At 34.2% G+C, this 17623-nt stretch carries 14 protein-coding genes; 10 read left to right on the top strand and 4 right to left on the bottom strand.

Going from position 1 to position 17623, the window contains the following annotated elements; all coding sequences use genetic code 11:
- The first annotated feature begins 77 nt into the window (after window positions 1–77).
- From CEF14_RS16995 to CEF14_RS16960, 8 genes are all read left to right on the top strand, one after another.
- Entirely contained in the window at window positions 78–443 is a 366-nt protein-coding gene (locus tag CEF14_RS16995; RefSeq protein ID WP_102694449.1) for a CidA/LrgA family protein, read from the top strand.
- Window positions 440–1126: an LrgB family protein gene (locus CEF14_RS16990; protein WP_102693920.1), complete on the top strand. Its 687-nt coding sequence runs from the start codon at window positions 440–442 to the stop codon at window positions 1124–1126. Before CEF14_RS16995 ends, CEF14_RS16990 begins: the two co-directional genes overlap by 4 nt.
- 44 nt (window positions 1127–1170) lie before the next feature.
- Window positions 1171–1896: a (Fe-S)-binding protein gene (locus tag CEF14_RS16985; protein WP_102693919.1), complete on the top strand. Its 726-nt coding sequence runs from the start codon at window positions 1171–1173 to the stop codon at window positions 1894–1896.
- Between the two features lie 14 nt (window positions 1897–1910).
- Window positions 1911–3323, top strand: coding sequence for a LutB/LldF family L-lactate oxidation iron-sulfur protein (locus tag CEF14_RS16980; RefSeq protein WP_102693918.1), 1413 nt, complete (start codon window positions 1911–1913; stop codon window positions 3321–3323).
- Window positions 3324–4022 (top strand): LutC/YkgG family protein, encoded by a 699-nt coding sequence (locus CEF14_RS16975; RefSeq protein ID WP_102693917.1) that lies wholly within the window; start codon window positions 3324–3326, stop codon window positions 4020–4022.
- Window positions 4023–4434: 412 nt separating this feature from the next.
- Window positions 4435–5208 (top strand): amino acid ABC transporter substrate-binding protein, encoded by a 774-nt coding sequence (locus CEF14_RS16970; protein WP_102693916.1) that lies wholly within the window; start codon window positions 4435–4437, stop codon window positions 5206–5208.
- Between the two features lie 138 nt (window positions 5209–5346).
- Window positions 5347–6006, top strand: a complete 660-nt coding sequence (locus CEF14_RS16965; RefSeq protein WP_102693915.1) for an amino acid ABC transporter permease — start codon at window positions 5347–5349, stop codon at window positions 6004–6006.
- Between the two features lie 15 nt (window positions 6007–6021).
- Window positions 6022–6768 (top strand): amino acid ABC transporter ATP-binding protein, encoded by a 747-nt coding sequence (locus CEF14_RS16960; protein WP_102693914.1) that lies wholly within the window; start codon window positions 6022–6024, stop codon window positions 6766–6768.
- Between the two features lie 174 nt (window positions 6769–6942).
- Here CEF14_RS16960 and CEF14_RS16955 read toward each other — a convergent pair whose 3' ends face one another.
- Window positions 6943–7380: a universal stress protein gene (locus CEF14_RS16955; RefSeq protein ID WP_102693913.1), complete on the bottom strand. Its 438-nt coding sequence runs from the start codon at window positions 7378–7380 to the stop codon at window positions 6943–6945.
- A gap of 271 nt (window positions 7381–7651) precedes the next feature.
- On the opposite strand from CEF14_RS16955, the gene CEF14_RS16950 reads away from it, so the two are divergent.
- Window positions 7652–11098, top strand: coding sequence for a S8 family peptidase (locus tag CEF14_RS16950; RefSeq protein WP_102693912.1), 3447 nt, complete (start codon window positions 7652–7654; stop codon window positions 11096–11098).
- Between the two features lie 224 nt (window positions 11099–11322).
- Window positions 11323–12996 carry a ribonuclease J gene (locus CEF14_RS16945; protein ID WP_407690464.1) on the top strand — a complete coding sequence of 558 codons (1674 nt, stop codon included), beginning with the start codon at window positions 11323–11325 and terminating at the stop codon, window positions 12994–12996.
- A gap of 141 nt (window positions 12997–13137) precedes the next feature.
- Here CEF14_RS16945 and CEF14_RS16940 read toward each other — a convergent pair whose 3' ends face one another.
- The 3 genes from CEF14_RS16940 to CEF14_RS16930 form a co-directional block, all read right to left on the bottom strand.
- Window positions 13138–13734, bottom strand: coding sequence for a DedA family protein (locus CEF14_RS16940; RefSeq protein ID WP_102693911.1), 597 nt, complete (start codon window positions 13732–13734; stop codon window positions 13138–13140).
- A 210-nt stretch (window positions 13735–13944) separates the two neighbouring features.
- The gene (locus CEF14_RS16935; protein WP_102693910.1) at window positions 13945–14145 is read right to left on the bottom strand and encodes a cysteine-rich CWC family protein; all 201 of its coding nucleotides are present in this window, start codon (window positions 14143–14145) and stop codon (window positions 13945–13947) included.
- A gap of 181 nt (window positions 14146–14326) precedes the next feature.
- The gene (locus CEF14_RS16930; RefSeq protein ID WP_245890201.1) at window positions 14327–17326 is read right to left on the bottom strand and encodes a S8 family serine peptidase; all 3000 of its coding nucleotides are present in this window, start codon (window positions 17324–17326) and stop codon (window positions 14327–14329) included.
- Window positions 17327–17623 lie beyond the last annotated feature (297 nt).

Raw genomic sequence — 17623 nt, 5'->3', positions numbered from 1 at the left:
ACTTAAAGTATATATGTAACTTGAAAGGAGGAAGTTGTTGGTATGCCAATCAACCTTAGGAAGAGAGGATGATGCTAGTGAAATATGTATTCATTTGTATACAAATCATGTTTTTATTTTTAATAGCTTTAGTTGGAGACTTCATATCTAATTTTGCCCATCTTCCTATCCCCGGAAGTATTGTAGGAATGATTCTATTGTTAATAGCTATTAAATATAAAATCATTCCTACAAGATGGATCAGTTTTGGAGCAAATTTTTTAATTAAAGAATTATTATTATTTTTTGTTCCTTCAGCTGTAGCTATTATTCGCTATCGAGAAACACTTGCATTAAACGGAATAAAAATTGTCGCCATTATTTTTATTAGCACAATATCAGTCATTATAGTGACAGGAATTTGTACAGAATTTATTGGGTCAAAAAGAGGGAAAATCTCATGAATACTATCTTACAACTAAGTTTTGTGCTATTAACCGTTATTGCATATGTTATTTCAAAAAAAATATACGGAAAAATAAATTGGGGTATTTTGTCTCCACTTATTATTTGTCCCCTTATAATAATTATTTTTTTAAGTGTTTTTCATATTTCATACGAACAATATGCAGGAGGTGGATACTGGTTAACCAAAATGCTTGAACCAGCAGTTGTTGCATTTGCATTTCCACTTTATCAATATAGAAAAATCTTAAAAGAACATGCTGTTCTTATTATTGCAAATGTATTTGTTGGATCTGCAATTTCCATTTTCATTTCTGTAATATTATCAAAATGTTTTCACGTTAGTTGGAAAATGTCTGAAAGCATTGCGCCACATATTGTCACTACACCAATTGCTATGGATATCTCTAGCATGACTGGAGGAATGGAACAATTAACAGCGTTATTTGTTATTTTAACTGCACTTATTGCTGCCATCACTGGTCCTGTTTTAATACGATTTATGCACATTAAAACATCAATTGCAAAAGGTATTGCGCTTGGAACAAGTGGTAATGGTACGGGAACTTCAAAAGCATTTGAAATGGGTCCGCTTGAGGGAACTATCGCAACTATAGCCATGTTATTAACCGGGATCTTTAGCCTGCTTCTTGTTCCTTTAATCCTAGGTTTACTTATATAAAGTAATTGAATTACTGAGTTTTTATTAAATTGGAGGTATTAAATATGAAAGTATCATTATTTATTACTTGTCTGGCAGATGTTTTTTATTCTGAGGTAGGTAAAGATGTTACTGAAATTCTTGAAGATTTAGGTTGTGAAGTTGATTTTCCAAAGAATCAAACTTGCTGTGGTCAACCTGCTTACAATAGTGGCTATCATAAAGAAACTAAAACTGCTGCAAAACATATGATTGACACTTTTATTGGTGCTGATTATGTTGTGGCTCCATCAGGATCCTGTGTCATGATGGTCCATGAATTCCCTAATCTTTTCTCAGAAAACGAGAAAGAATGGAAGCTTAGAGCACAGAATCTTGCAGATAAAACATATGAATTCACTCAATTCATTGTTGAGGTATTAGGAAAAGAAGATTTAGGTGCAAAGCTGAATAAAAAAGCAACTGTTCACACTTCTTGCCATATGACTCGTTTAATGGGGATAAAAGAACCCCCTCAAAAACTCCTAGAACATGTAAAAGGCTTAGAAATTGTTCCACTACCACATAATTATGATTGCTGCGGATTTGGCGGTACCTTCTCAGTTAAAATGCCGGAAATCTCTGAGCAAATGGTAGACGAGAAAGTAGCCCATATTATGGAAACGGATGCTGAACTTTTAATCGGCAGTGATTGTAGTTGTTTAATGAACATTAAAGGGAGATTAAATCGTAAAGGACTTCCAATAGAAGTAAAACATATTGCTCAAGTTTTAAATACAGGTAGAAAGTAAGGGAGGTTTTTTTAATGGGAATGAAAATTGGTGACGCACCATTCCATCAACGTACTGAAAAAGGGATTCAAGATGAGTTCATGCGCAATGCTGTTTCGAAAGCACAAGATGGACTAAGAAGTAAAAAATTAAAAGCCACAGAAAGCCTTGGAAATTGGGAAGAATGGCGTTCATTAGGTGAGGCAATTCGTCAGCATACACTAGACAATCTCGATTACTATTTGATGCAGTTAAGTGAGAACATTGAAAAAAATGGTGGATCCGTTTATTTTGCTGAAACTGCTGAAGATGCTAGAGATTATGTAAAAGGGATTCTTAAGAAGAAAAATGCAAAAAAAGTTGTTAAATCAAAATCAATGGTTACTGAGGAAATTAGTCTAAATGAAGCAATAGAAGAAGTAGGCTGTGATGTATTAGAAACAGACCTTGCTGAATTTATATTACAAACAAATGATAATGACCGCCCTTCTCATATCGTTGTCCCTTCTTTACATAAAGATAAAGAAAAAATATGTGAGTTATTTAAAGAAAAATTGGGCTATCAGGGTACTTCTAAACCTGAAGAACTCGCAAGATTTGTAAGAAAACATTTACGTGAGGAGTTTTTCAAAGCAGATGTTGGGATAACAGGTTGTAATTTTGCTGTAGCGGAATCTGGATCTGTTTCAATTGTTGCCAATGAAGGAAATGCGCGTATGGTAACTACCCTTCCTAAAACATTAGTAACTGTGATGGGGATGGAACGTCTTGTACCAACTTGGGAGGAACTTGATATTTTAGTTACCCTTCTATGTCGAAGTGCTGTTGGTCAAAAATTAACCAGTTATGTAACTGGATTAACAGAACCTGTTGGAGTAGATGGTCCTGAGGAATTTCATTTAGTAGTAGTAGATAACGGTCGTTCGAATATTTTAGGGACTGAATTCCAAAGTGCCCTTCAATGTATTCGTTGTGCAGCATGTATTAATGTATGTCCAGTATACCGTCATATTGGTGGACATGCTTATGGTTCTATTTATCCTGGTCCAATCGGGGCCGTATTAACTCCGTTATTAGGTGGATATGATGAATATCAAGACTTGCCATATGCATCAAGTCTTTGTGGTGCATGCACAGAAGCTTGTCCTGTAAAAATTCCATTGCATGAGCTTTTAATTAAACATCGTCACCGTATTGTCGAAGAAAAAAAATCTCCAAAATCTTGGAATATAGCTATGAAGGGATTTGAAAAAGCTGCGAACAGTCCAGGTTTATTTTCTTTTGCAACAAAAACAGCACCATATGCACTAAAACCATTTACTAAAAATGACCAGATTGAGCATGGTGTAGGTCCATTAAAAGCTTGGACCCAAGCAAAAGATTTCCCAGCTCCGAAAAAACAATCGTTCCGTGATTGGTTCGAGAAACGACCAAAGGGTGATAAATAAATGACTATTCAAAATCGTAATAAATTTTTATCAAATTTGTCAGAAAAACTTGGTAGAAAATGTCCAGATGTTGTTCAAAAACCTAATTGGGATTTATCTCCACAATGGAAAGTTTTTGAAGGTTTAACGCAAGATCAACTTGTCGTAAAACTAATTGAACAATGTGATGCTATTCATACTAACGCTGTAGAAACAACAACTGCCCAACTTGTTAATACACTACAAACGATCATACATGATTGGAATGCTAGTTCAGTTATTTATTCAAATGACCATCGGTTTGAAAAATTTGGTCTAAGTGACTATTTAGCTAATCAAACTTTTCAATGTCGAAAATGGGACTCAAATAAAAAAGATAGCAGCATAGCATTTGCTAAAAACGCTGACATCGGTATTACATTTAGCGACATTACCCTTGCTGAATCAGGAACTGTCGTATTATTTAATGAAGGATTAAAAGGAAGACCTGTTAGTCTCTTGCCTGAATCATACATTGCTGTTATTCCAAAAAGCACTATTTTCCCACGGTTAACACAAGCTACTAAGGCTATTCATGAACGAGCTTTAAAGGGCGAAGAAATTCCAGCATGTGTGAATTTTATTTCAGGTCCTTCTAATAGTGCTGATATCGAAATGAACCTTGTTGTTGGTGTTCACGGGCCAGTACGAGCAACCTATATTATTGTAGAAGATCAATAATACTCTCAATAGAAAAAGAGAGTCCACTGAAAAAGTGTAGAAATACAAATATTTATAGTATAGATAACTTGTTTGGATATTCCAATCGGCTCAAACTGTTGATAAATCCTAGGATTTATCAACAGTTTTTTTTCTAGTATTTTCTCCAATTAAAATGGTAATAATAATCTTAGATTTGGAGACATTCTCGCAATAATCGTTGCTAAAGTAAGAAAGAAGACGCTCTATCATATATGTTATATTCGAAATGTTAGAAGACCCCTATTTTAATTAATATATCAAAAAAAATTTTATTGTTTTTTTCTACAAAAAGATGTTATACTGTACTAGCTTAATAATGTATTAACACACTAGTGAACTAAAGTGAAATAAAACAAAATTTAATAATAAACATAAAAGGTGGTTTTCAACTATGAAACGATTTGCCATTATGACAATGTTCATCGTCGCAATCTTCAGCGTTATGGCTGGATGTTCATCTAATTCCTCAAAGGATAACAAAACACTCGTAATTGGTGTTGATGACACATTTGCTCCAATGGGATTCCGCGATGAAAAAAATAACATCGTAGGTTTTGATATCGACTATGCAAAAGCAGCAGCAAAAGAAATGGGTTATAAAGTTAAAATTCAACCAATTGAATGGAAAACGAAAGAATCTGAACTAGCCAGTGGACGAATTGATTTAATTTGGAATGGTTATACAATTACAGAAGATCGTAAGAAAAAGGTAGACTTTACTAAACCATATTTAAAAAATGCTCAAGTCGTTGTAACACTTGCCAATTCAAAAATTAATAAATTAAACGATTTAAATGGTAAAGTAGTTGGTTTACAAGCACAATCTTCAGCAGCAGACGCTCTTAACGCAAATCCTATTAAATCAAAACTTAAAAACGTCAGTGAGTACTCTGATAATGTAATGGCTTTAAATGATTTAAAAAGTGGTCGTACAGATGCAGTAGTAATTGATAAGGTTGTCATCGATTATTATATGTCAAAGGAAAAAGGTACTTTCAAAATTCTTGATGAGTCACTTGCACCTGAAGAATACGGTGTAGGTGTTAAAAAAGGTAATGAAGAGTTATTAAATAAATTACAAAAAGCACTTGATAAAATGAATTCAGACGGTACAGCTGCTAAAATTTCCGAAAAATGGTTTGGCGAAAATAAAGTATTAAAGTAAAATAGTAAAAGGCAAAACAAGGTTTCCTTTTTGGAAACCTGTTTTGTTTTTACAATAGAAATGTTACTATTTTCCTGATTCCGATCAGTCGTTTTCGGATTCGTCAATCCGCAAGTTTCATTTAGGAGGAACACTTGTATGAACTTCGATTATTTCATTACGGTCCTGAAACCTATGCTACAAGGATCACAAATGACTATTCTATTATTTCTAATTGCCATTGTTTTATCGATACCACTTGGTTTCTTATTAACCTTGGCAGTGAAAAGTAGCTTCAAACCACTTTCATGGTTAGCACAAGCATATATATATATAATGCGTGGTACTCCACTTTTACTTCAATTATTAGTGATCTGCTTTGGGCTACCAATGATTCCTGGTATCGGTCAATATTTAGTATTAGACCGCTTTACAGCAGCATGCATAGGATTTGTTCTTAACTATGCCGCTTATTTTGCAGAAATTTTCCGTGGTGGTTTGTTAGCAATTGATAAAGGTCAATATGAAGCGGCTCAAGTCCTTGGATTAAATAAATTCCAAACTACAACTCGTGTTATTCTGCCACAAATGTTCCGTATTGCCATTCCAGCATTGGCAAACGAATCTGTCACGCTTGTGAAAGATACAGCACTACTCTATGCAGTAGCTGTTCCAGAATTATTACACTATGCAGAAGCTGCAGTAAACCGTGATTTCACTATTTTCCCATTCTTTTTAGCAGGCGTTATGTATCTAATCATGACCCTCATATTAACATTAATCTTTAAATGGATTGAACGCCGGTTTACATTTGAATAGAGAGGAGTGGTCGTTTTGACTATCATTGAAGTATCAAATTTAAAAAAATCATTTGGCAATCTTGATGTATTAAAAAACATCACATTTAATGTAAATAAAAATGATGTAGTAGCAGTCATCGGACCCTCTGGATCTGGTAAAAGTACGATGCTGAGAAGTCTTGTCCATCTTGAAGAGATTAATGGTGGAAGTATTGTAATAGCTGGTGATACGCTTGTAAAAGATGGTGTTTATGCAAAACCGCAAGATATTAAACGTATCACTTCTAAAACAGGTATGGTATTTCAACATTTTAATCTATTTCCACATCTTACAGTTAAAGAGAATCTTGAGATGGCACCTCGTTTAGTAAAAAAAGAATCCTCTCAAAATATTGGTCGTCGTAGTATGGAGCTTTTAAAGAAAGTGGGACTTGCTGATAAAGCATCTGCATATCCAGCAAAACTTTCAGGTGGTCAAAAACAACGTGTCGCCATTGCAAGGGCATTGATGATGGACCCAGAAATTATGTTATTTGATGAACCAACTTCTGCACTTGACCCTGAACTAACTGGTGAAGTACTTCAAGTTATGAAAGATTTAGCAGAAGAACATATGACGATGATTGTCGTAACACATGAAATGGGCTTCGCTAGAGAAGTAGCTAACCGTGTCGTCTTTATGGATAACGGTGAGATTCTAGAGTCTGGTACTCCTCAAGAATTATTTGACAATCCACAATTCGAACGAACCAAAGCCTTCCTTAACCGTAATTTAAAATAGTAATCAAAAAAAGCTGACCATTGATTTAACAGTCTTTGGTCAGCTTTTTTATATGAATTTTCGATTAAAGTTTCATTCTTTTTTTACCTATTCACAATCATATTTAAAGTAATTTATTGTTCTATATTTTTAATACTGACATATTATATCCTTGTTGCAAATTCTCAATGCACATTATGGACGAACGACAAGTACATCACAATTAGCTGAGCGAATGATACCAGTTGTAACACTACCCACTAAAAAACGTTCAACAGCATTAAGACCAGTTGCACCACAAACAATTAAATCTGCTTCCACCTTTTTAGCAACGTCTTGAGTGATTGCTGATTTAGGAGAACCGTATTCGACGAGAAGATTGACATTTTCAATACCAGCCGTTTCCGCTTCTTTGTATCCTTCCAACAAACTTGTAGCAACTTCTTCTGCACGTTTTTCTTCTTCAGTAAAATTATAAGCTTCTAACATCGAATATACACGAGAATCAATAATATTAACCAAATGAAGTGTAGCATCATTTCGTTTTGCAATTTCCACTGCTTTTCTCAATGCAGCCTCAGCTTCTTTTGAACCATCAATACCGACAATAATGTTTTTATAAGTTTGTGTCATCACTTTGTACCTCCCATTTATGTTCTAATTATAGCATGTTAAATATTAACAATGAACGAACTATATTATGAACATTTATATCAAAGTTACAAACATTTTATCTTAATTCACGCGTCAAATGTTTCGATTTTTTTACATTTTTAAAATTTTATTAAAAATATTTCAATTTATCTATATATTTAAAACAATTAATAAACTATAATGGTATATATTAACATTAAAGGGACACTATGTTTTAACAAATGTAGTAGTTTCACTAAGGGGGAATCTTGTGAATTCGTTTACAAAAAAATTTGCAGCCGCTAGTTTAAGCTGTGCGTTAGCACTTACACCGCTTACTAGCTTAACTGTAAATGCAAAAACTGGATCTGCAACAACTTTGCTACAAAAACTTGGTAAAGCTGATCAGACAGAAACAGGCACAAAAACAGCAAATTTCAGTGACGACACGATTATTATTAAATATTCAAGTCAATTAACTGCAAGTGAACATCGAAAAGCAGGAGGTACTATCCTAAAAGAAATTAAAGGTCTAAATTATCTTGTTGTAAAAGTAACAAATAAGAAAAAATTACAACAAACACTCCAAAACTATGCAAAGAATAAAAAGGTTATTTCTGTAAGCCTAAGTCCTAAATACAAACTTTCAGGTACAGTAGATCCAAAAGTTAGTGAACAGTATATGCACAGTCTATTAAAAACAGCTGATGCCCAAAAACTTGCTGGAAAGAACCAAGTTAAAGTAGCTGTCATTGATACTGGGATTGACCGCAATCACCCTGAACTTAAAGAATCTATTATTAAAAGAACAAACATCATGAATCCAATGAATTCATCTACACCTGACATACACGGAACTCATGTTGCAGGAATTATCGCCGGAAAAAAAGATAATGGTATCGGTGGGTACGGCATAGATCCAGCAGCTAAAATTCTTTCTTTAGACGTATTTGATGGTGGATTTTGGACGTTTGATTATACAATTGCAAATGCTATCCTTAAGGCAGTAGATGAAGGAGCAGATGTTATTAATATGAGTTTGGGTGGATCCGCTCCATCTGATGTTCTAAAAGAAGCTATAGATAAAGCAATTAGTAAGGGTGTTATAGTCGTTGCTGCAGCTGGTAATGAAGCATCCGATATGGCAGTTTACCCAGCTAAATATGAAGGGGTTATTAGCGTCGGATCTATTAACAAAGAGAAAAAACTAAGTGACTATTCATCCTATGGCCCTTCAACTGACGTGGTAGCTCCAGGTGAAGATGTCTATTCTTCCTATTACGATCTTCAAAAAGGATCTACTTTTACAAAATTGAGTGGAACATCCATGGCTTCTCCAGTTGTTGCGGGAACAGTAGCATTACTATTATCCAAACATCCAAATCTTAAGCCTGCTGAAGTAGAATATATTCTAGAAAAAACGGCAACTGATTTAGGAGAAAAAGGATTTGATCATAAATATGGTAGTGGACTGATTAACCCTGTTGCAGCATTAAAATTTGATGTTAAGAAAATCCCTTCCCTAGTAACAGCAAAATGGGGAGAAAAGGAAATCTTAAATAATGCAGAAAAAATTGTAGCACCTGCAGAAATCAAGCATAACTTTACAAAACCATCTGAACAAAAATGGGTTAAACTTTCTGTAGAAAAGGGCCAATATATTCAAACTTCTCTTTCTGGTGCATCTCAATATGACTACAAAATGATGATTCAATTCTATGGTGACAGTGAGCAACAAAAAACGGAAGTCAATGATGTAACAGAAGGAAAAACAGAAGGAAAACTAATACAGGCTCCTTTTAGTGGAACAGTTGCTATTGGTATTAAAGATGTGAATGGAAGCTATGATGATTCGAATGCGAAGCAATCACACGTTACATTAAAAGTTGAAAAATTAGATCAACTTCCTGAAGATGAATCTACATTAGAATCACCTATTCAAATTGAAAACTGGCCATATAAAAAAGATGGTCTCTTTATGACAGGTGAAAAAAGTGATGAAGATTATTTACACTTTACTTCAAAAGAAGCACAATTAATGAAATTTAGTGTAACTGGAATTCCTGGTGTCGATTTAAATCTCTCTGTATATGAAAAGGAACAGCTTTTCCCTACAGATGAAAATGGTCAAGAAATTCCTATAGGTGAAAATACTGAGGGTGCACCTCCTCTATTCTCAAGCAATACAGGTGGTACAAGCGCTGGGGAAACGCTGATGTTCCAAACTGAGCCTAATAAGGAGTACTTCTTAAAAGTATCAAATAAATCTTCATTTTCAGATTTTAACATTTTCCAATTACTATTCGGTAATTTTGGTAGCATAGGCGTTAAAGAACCTGCTTCATCATCTATTCCTTATAATGTTAGCTTAGAAGGTAAGGCAATTCCTGAGGATGAAGATAGCTTTAATGACTCATCATTCTCTGACGGCGAGTCAACAACCGTAAATGTGATCGGTAATAATGTTATTGTAAGTAGTACTCAGGATACAACAGATAACGCAAAACAAATTGCACAATTAGACTCCGATGCTCGTTCATATCAATTAGGTGGATCTGCAACAGGCTATCTTCAAAATACATCAGACCAAGATTGGTTTAAACTAACACCGACTAGTGATGGTATTTATCAATTTAACTTACCTACTCCATCGAAGAATGTACCAAATGTTAGTTTATACGAGATTGTTACGGAAGAAGGAGAAGACGGAAAGACATATCAATACCTATCCACTGTTGCAACAAACGAGGATTGGTATTCAATGGATGATTGGATAAAGGATCATTTTGTAGCAAGTTTAAAAGCAAATAAAAAATATTATCTTTCAGTAAGTCCGAACTATAATGACTTCCAAATTCCTTACGATGGATACCAAATCACATCGAAATTACTTGTTAATAATCCAAGTGACAAGTATGAAGAGAATGATAAGCCAGAACAAGCAAAGACCTTCCCTACAACAGGCGTAACTGGAAATTTTGCTACAGCGAATGATATTGACTCTTATTATTTCACTGCACCAAAAGATTCTGTATATGGTGTCAAATTCTCTAGAGCTGAACTAACTTCAACGCTTAAAGAGAAATATCCAAAAGAATTATTAGCTCCATTTTACGGAATAATTCAAATTTCGGAAGACGTCAACAAAAACCATAAACTAGATGAACAAGATATGGATCGCACATCATACATCTTGAACCTAACAGAAAGTGGAACAAACACTGGCTCCTTTGAAGCGAAAAAAGGCAAATCTTATTTTGTAACAGTATTTGGTCAAATCGATACAATGGCTGGTATTACTCTATGGCCATATCAATTGAAAATTAATGCTGTAAACAAACAAGATGAAGATGCAAAATCAAAAGTTACAAAAAACAAACCTTCTAAACCACTGAAATTAAAGAAAAACAGTAGTAAATCTTATTCTGCAACTGGTTACTTCAATACGGGATATGAAGATGGGGATTCGGATTGGTACGTTTACAATTCTAAAAAGTCAAATCAAGTAAGTATTTCCCTCGATGCAGGAAAAGAAATAGATGGTGTAATCGAAATCTACCATAATGGCAAGAGAGTAGTAAAATCAGATATCTATGAACAAGGCGATAAAGAAATTGTTTCCTTGAAAATGGGTAAAGGAACGTACTATGTAAAAGTTCGTGATTCTAGAGGACGCGCTTCAATTGATCCTTACAAATTGTCATTAAAAATTAAGTAATACAAATAGATGACCTTAAAGACGCCAAAGAATGGCTTTTTAAGGTCATCTTTTATTTTTTTGAGTCGAATTAGTTTGCTGTAGGTTTCTCATATCTCTCCCCTTCTACATAATAGTCTTTTACCACACATCATTTAGTATAGGAAGAAGAACTACTAGCTATACTAAGGAAAAATACAATTACTCTGCTGAAAATAGGAATTGATGAGTAGGAGGAAATACTTTTGACTAAAAATGAGAAGATGTTATCCATATTTGCCTTAGGCGGTATAAATGAAATAGGGAAAAATATGTATGCCATTCAATATGCAGACGATATCGTTATTGTAGACTGTGGTGGTAAATTTCCTGATGAAAGTTTATTAGGAATCGATTTAATCATTCCCGATATCACTTATCTTCAAGAAAATAGCGAAAAGGTTCGCGCTTTAGTAGTTACACATGCACATGAGGATCATATAGGCGGCATCCCCTACTTTTTAAAAAAACTAAACGTACCCGTATATGCCACTCGATTTACACTTGGTTTAATAGAAATCAAATTAAAAGAGCATAAAATCCTGAGAGAAACAGAACTCATACAAATCGATTCAGAATCAAATTTAAACTTTGGTAGCATGTCAGTAACGTTTTTCAAAACCAGCCATAGTATTCCTGATTGCCTTGGTATCGTTTTTCATACACCAGAAGGAGTTGTTGTCCATACTGGGGACTTCAAATTCGATTTAACTCCTGTAAATGATCAAACTTCTGATATTCATAAAATGGCCGAAATTGGCACGAAAGGTGTTTTAGTACTTATCTCTGAAAGTACAAACGCAGAACGGACTGGTTCAACACCATCCGAGATGTTAGTTGGAAAACATATTGACGAAGCTTTTTTAGGAGCTAATCGAAAAATTATTATTTCTACATTTGCTTCTAACGTTAATCGTGTTCAACAAATAGTTGATGCAACTAAAATGACGAATCGAAAACTGGCTTTACTTGGACGAAGTATGGTAAATGTTGTATCTGTAGCAATAGAACGTGGTTATTTAAATGTTCCACCTGGAATGCTAATTGATGCCCGTAAAGTAATGAATCTACCACCTGAAGAAGTTGTAGTTCTTTGCACTGGTAGTCAGGGTGAACCACTTGCTGCTCTAGCACGGATGTCCAACAACGATAACCGTGATGTACAAATTTTACCTGATGACACGGTCATTTTATCGGCCTCTCCTATTCCTGGAAATGAAAAAGACGTTTCGCGTATCGTAGATAATCTATTCCAACTGGGTGCAAAAGTAATTTACGGTTCATCAAGTATTACAGGAATGCACGTTTCTGGACATGGTTATCAAGAAGATTTAAAACTCATGCTTACTTTAATGAAACCAAAATACTTTATCCCTGTTCATGGTGAGTTTAGAATGTTATATCTACATCGAGAATTAGCTGAATCTGTTGGTGTAGATAGAGAAAATACATTCATTATGAAAAATGGGGATGTCGTCGATATTGAACAAGGCGAAGCCCGCCAAACTCGCAAAGTTCCAGCTGGCGATACGTATGTTGATAGTGTGGATATCGGTGAAGTTGGGGAAATTGTATTGCGCGACCGAAAACAACTTTCAGAAGATGGGATGCTTGTAATTGTATTAACAATTAGCAAAACAGATGGAACCATTATTTCTGAACCCGATACCATCTCTCGTGGCTTTGTCTATGCAAAAGATTTTGAAAATCTCTTAAGAAATGTTAATCGTTTAGTCGTAGCAACTGTTAATGACATTCAAGAAGATGAAGCAAAACAATGGAATGTAGTAAAAAGAAAAGTAAAAAAAGCAGTTGGCCAATATCTATTCACTCAAACTAGAAGAAAGCCCATGATCTTACCGATTATTATTGAAATTTAAATCGATTGTAAATAAAAACAGTCAATAGGATTTTGAACTTTTAATCCATTGACTGTTTTTTATTGGATAAAACGCTCTCTTTAAACCAAAAATATCATTCTACACCCAAAGTAATGCCAGCTTTTTCAAATATTCTTCCATCTAGTTATTTGATTTCTTTTTCCAAAGCAAATAAACAATTATGGTTAGAATCAGCACAATCACTAAAATTGGGTATACATGATATTTTGACAGATAAAATCCTAGCTTATGCCATTCTTTACCTAGTATTTTGCCTAATGTGATAAAAGTAATGCTCCATAAAAGCGCACCTGTATAGGCATAACCTACGAATTTTTTAAATGGATATTTATCTATTGCAGCTATATATGCAGTAAGATGCCGCACCCCTGGAATAAAATAGCCAACCAGTAATAATACGGGACCAATTTTATAAAACAAGGCGCTCGTTTTATCAATTTTTTCTTCTGTAATGTGAAACTTAGGACCAAATTTCTTTAATAAAGGCAATCCAAACTTATAGCCAATAAAGTAACTTAGTGTAATTCCCCCAGCTGCCCCTACAAATGCACTAATCAATGAAAATATGTATGATAGTTTACCTTGGAAAACATTAAATCCTACATATGTTAAAAGAACTTCATCCGGTATAGGAAGCCCAATAATTCCTCCAACTAGCACGATAATGATGCCAAAGTACCCGAAATGTTCGATTAGATAATCCAAATGCTGCTCCATTTAACATCCCACCTACGAATCCATATTCTTGCTTACATTATCCATTGAATTTTCAGCATCCTTTATTTAATTTAGATTGTAGAATATATACTGTAAAGTAAATGAATTTTTTTACAATAAGGCTATGCTAAATTATATTGTTAGCAACATGTTATAATTTCATTCCCTATATCTTATCTTAAAGTTCGAAGTTGAAAATTGCTGGCCATTTTATTCTTGTAAGTTCGCTTTATACTGTTCGATACAGTTTTCACATATACAAAGCTTGCCTTTCATATTATGTGGAACTAATTTAAGAAGCTCTTTTGGTACTTTTGCTGTCATACACCAACAGCTATATTGTTGCTCCGTACCTGCTAAACAATAATTTTCTCCTCCACATAGTGGACAATGATTTTCTTTAGGTTGCAAACAATACTCCCCCTAATTTAGGATCTTAATTCCCTTTAATCTCCATTTAAATTAATATATTTCTACTTACATTCTACCAGAATTGCAATTATCGTTTTTGCTACACCCAAATTCCTCAAAAAATAAACCCCGACAGACATTGAACAATGACCATCGAGGTTCTTATTTATTATTTACCAGATTATCTCTTCACAGTGACTTTTTTAGCTTTACTTGTATTTCCAGCATTATCTTTCGCTGTTACATACAGTGTAGTTCCTGCTTTTTGCTTTTTGATTTTAACTGAAAAGCTTCCTTTACTATTTACCTTAGACTTTCCAATTGTTTTACTTTTTGCTTTCACTGTTACGATAGACCCTTTTTCAGCTTTTCCTTTAACAGTTGTTGTTTTACTTGTTACTGTATTTACTTTTGGTGTTGTAGGTGCGATCTTATCTTTTACCACAACTTTAACCGTTTTACTTGAACGTTTTGCCGAATCTACGCTTGTGATATAAAGTGTAGTTCCTGCTTTTTGTTTCTTTATTTTAATCTTAAATTGGCCTTTGCTATTTACTTTTCCTTGACCAACTATCTTTTTAGAAGCATTTTTTATCACTACATTTAGTTTTGCTTTTGCTTTTCCTGTTACATAAGTTGTTTTATTACTAATAGTATTTACTTTAGGAGCCACTGGTGACTTGTCTTTTTCGACGTATACAGTAAGTGTCGATTTGGCAAGACCATTAGAATCCGCAATACTAATTTGAAGTTTTTGTTTTATTTTTTGTGCAGGGATTTTCACTGAGAAAGTTCCTTTAGACGAAGCTGTTGCTTTTCCAATTACTTTTGGTCCCTTTTTCACTTCAACTTTAGCACCTTTGATAGCCGTTCCTGTTACTGAAGTTTTCTTCTCAATGATTGGGTTTACTTTCACTTTTAAATCAGCAGTACTTACTGCACTAAAAGCATTTAGTCTTCCATAACCTGAAACAAGATCGCTACCTAGAGGAATATCTAGGTCTTCTGAATCAATACCACCTAAATAGGCATCTAAAATGCTACCACTATCACCATTATTATCCTTTTCTTCAAATGCAACATTGTCTGATGATTCGTGCAAGATCTTACGAATATCAGCTACCTTGAACTTTGGATTTTCAGATAATAGTAATGCTGCTACAGCAGTGACATGTGGCGTCGCCATTGAAGTACCGCTCATATAAGTAACGTTTCCGTTAGGTACAATACTTGGAATATTAGTTCCAGGTGCAACTAAATCTAATTTCTCGCCATAGTTGGAATAATCAGAGACAATATCTAACGTATTTGTGGCTCCGACAGAAATAACATATTGTGAAGATGCTGGATAGGAGATTCCATATTGTCCATCATTTCCACTAGCTGCTACAACAACTACATTTTTTGATGCAGCATATTTTAGAGCATATTCTAAAACTCGGCTATATTTTCCACCAAGACTTAAGTTAATAACTTTTGCTCCATGGTCAACAGCATATTTGATCCCATAAGCAATTTGTTCTGTATCTCCTGAACCATCTGCATTTAGAACTTTAACAGGCATAATCTTTGCCTTTTGGTCAATTCCTTCCATGGAATAGCCATTGTTAGATTGTGCTGCAATAATTCCTGAAACATGCGTACCATGTCCATTATCATCTAATGGAGGTTGGTCTTTATCAACAAAGTTTTTACCGATATCTGTACGAACACGATTTTTTAAATCAGCAAGTGTATAATCCACACCTGTATCTACCACTGCTATTAGTGTATCTTTTACATTTCTTTTACTTATCAGGCTTTGTAACTTATCGTTACGAATATCAGCACCTTTGATGCCTTCATCTCCACCAAGGTTTTTCAATGACCACTGATACGATGATTCAATATCATTGGATTGTGCATGATATGTTTGAACAGGCTCAACAAATTCAACTTCTGGAAGCTTCTTAACTTGTGAAACAGTAGTTTGAAGTGAAACTGCTTGTGCCCTCGCACTCATTCCTGAATTTTGATCATTCAATTTAACAACATACATATTATCAAATAGTTCATCTTTTTTATCTACAGTTGATAATGTAGATAACGTGCTACTGCCTTTGATTTTCGATTGAACTGAACTTAATGTTTTGCCTTCTTTTAACTTTACAATATATTTACCACTTAAAGTTTGCGGTAATTTTATGCCTACTCGATTCGTAACATCTACTACCTTTTCACCTGCAAGACTAGTAAGATTTGCTTTTTCCGATAGACTTTCCATCTCTGTTTTTAATTTTGTTGGCACTGCATCACTCGCAATTTTGTATAATGCGTTGATGGCATTAGCTTCACTTTTGCTAATGACACGAGAGCTATTCGCACCGTTTGTGTTCAAATCATTAATCAATGGTTGAAGAACTACTAAATTATTATAAAGGTCTTCTTTCAACGTTTGATTGAATGGTAATTTTACAAGAATAAATGGCGCTGCTTTATAGTACAAAGATGATAATTGACGACCCTGTTCAGTTTTTGAAAGAATTCCATCACGGAATAAACGAAGATCTTTTAACATTTCCTTTGCACTACTTTTACCGTTTACGCTAAATTCAACTGGGCATGCTGCTCCTGTTGCATCCTCTGTACTTGGTGGTAATTTTACAGAACTTGCTTTTAAAGTATAACTTGCATTTCCTAATTCAGTACCATCAATTGGTTGCGTAGTTGAAGTTACTGTTTGACTTCCTGTTCCATCTTGAACTGCTGTTGCATCAATATTATCTGTTAGGCCGTAATACTCAACCTTTATGTAGTAAGTATTGTCCCAAGCATATGGAAATTGAATAACTGCAGGTGTACTAGGAATTGTACCTGTAGAATATTGTTCAAAAGTTTGATCTTTCTCTGCATTCTCTTTACTAGAGTAGACAGATACATTCAGTACTTGATCACTGTTTACCTCTATTTTTAGATGAGAATACTCTGAAATTTGCTCTTTTGTTGGAGTAATTTTATACCAATGTACTCCAGGTTGTTCAAATGCTCCATCAATATTATTTCCCTCAGTAATAGCTGTTGCGTCCGTAATTGATGTCGCAAAAGTTGTCTCTGCATGATAAGTTTGCGGAATCATGAATCCAAATATCAAAGCAAAAACAAGCAACCAAGCCGTTACTTTACTTAATTTGTTAACCTTCACATAATAACCTCCTCATTACTCTTCAAGGAAAATCCTTCCTTAACTATCATATCTATAATTATCCAATACTTCAAAACAATATTATTTTTATTGAATAAATTAAACTATTTTCTTAGAGTTTGTTCAAACATATTACATATTTTCGTAACATTCAACCTATTATTCGCTACCTAAGTCCTACGTATATTATTTGATCATTCGCTAACTAACAATAAACATCCATGATTCATCAAATTAGCACCACTCACATCTTGTCTAAATATCAGCCCAAAACTAAACCCATGAATTCAACATTCA

The sequence above is a fragment of the Rummeliibacillus pycnus genome, from assembly GCF_002884495.1.
In the GTDB taxonomy this organism is placed as follows: Bacteria; Bacillota; Bacilli; order Bacillales_A; family Planococcaceae; genus Rummeliibacillus; species Rummeliibacillus pycnus.
The sequence above is the reverse complement of the archived record's forward strand: the minus strand, read 5'-3'. Positions and strand labels throughout refer to the sequence as shown.

What these genes read in the sequence shown, in the direction of transcription:
- CEF14_RS16990 (WP_102693920.1), top strand. Translation starts at nt 440, where the DNA reads ATGAATACTATCTTACAACTAAGTTTTGTGCTATTAACCGTTATTGCA.
- CEF14_RS16985 (WP_102693919.1), top strand. Translation starts at nt 1,171, where the DNA reads ATGAAAGTATCATTATTTATTACTTGTCTGGCAGATGTTTTTTATTCT.
- CEF14_RS16980 (WP_102693918.1), top strand. Translation starts at nt 1,911, where the DNA reads ATGGGAATGAAAATTGGTGACGCACCATTCCATCAACGTACTGAAAAA.
- CEF14_RS16975 (WP_102693917.1), top strand. Translation starts at nt 3,324, where the DNA reads ATGACTATTCAAAATCGTAATAAATTTTTATCAAATTTGTCAGAAAAA.
- CEF14_RS16970 (WP_102693916.1), top strand. Translation starts at nt 4,435, where the DNA reads ATGAAACGATTTGCCATTATGACAATGTTCATCGTCGCAATCTTCAGC.
- CEF14_RS16965 (WP_102693915.1), top strand. Translation starts at nt 5,347, where the DNA reads ATGAACTTCGATTATTTCATTACGGTCCTGAAACCTATGCTACAAGGA.
- CEF14_RS16955 (WP_102693913.1), bottom strand. Translation starts at nt 7,380, where the DNA reads ATGACACAAACTTATAAAAACATTATTGTCGGTATTGATGGTTCAAAA.
- CEF14_RS16940 (WP_102693911.1), bottom strand. Translation starts at nt 13,734, where the DNA reads ATGGAGCAGCATTTGGATTATCTAATCGAACATTTCGGGTACTTTGGC.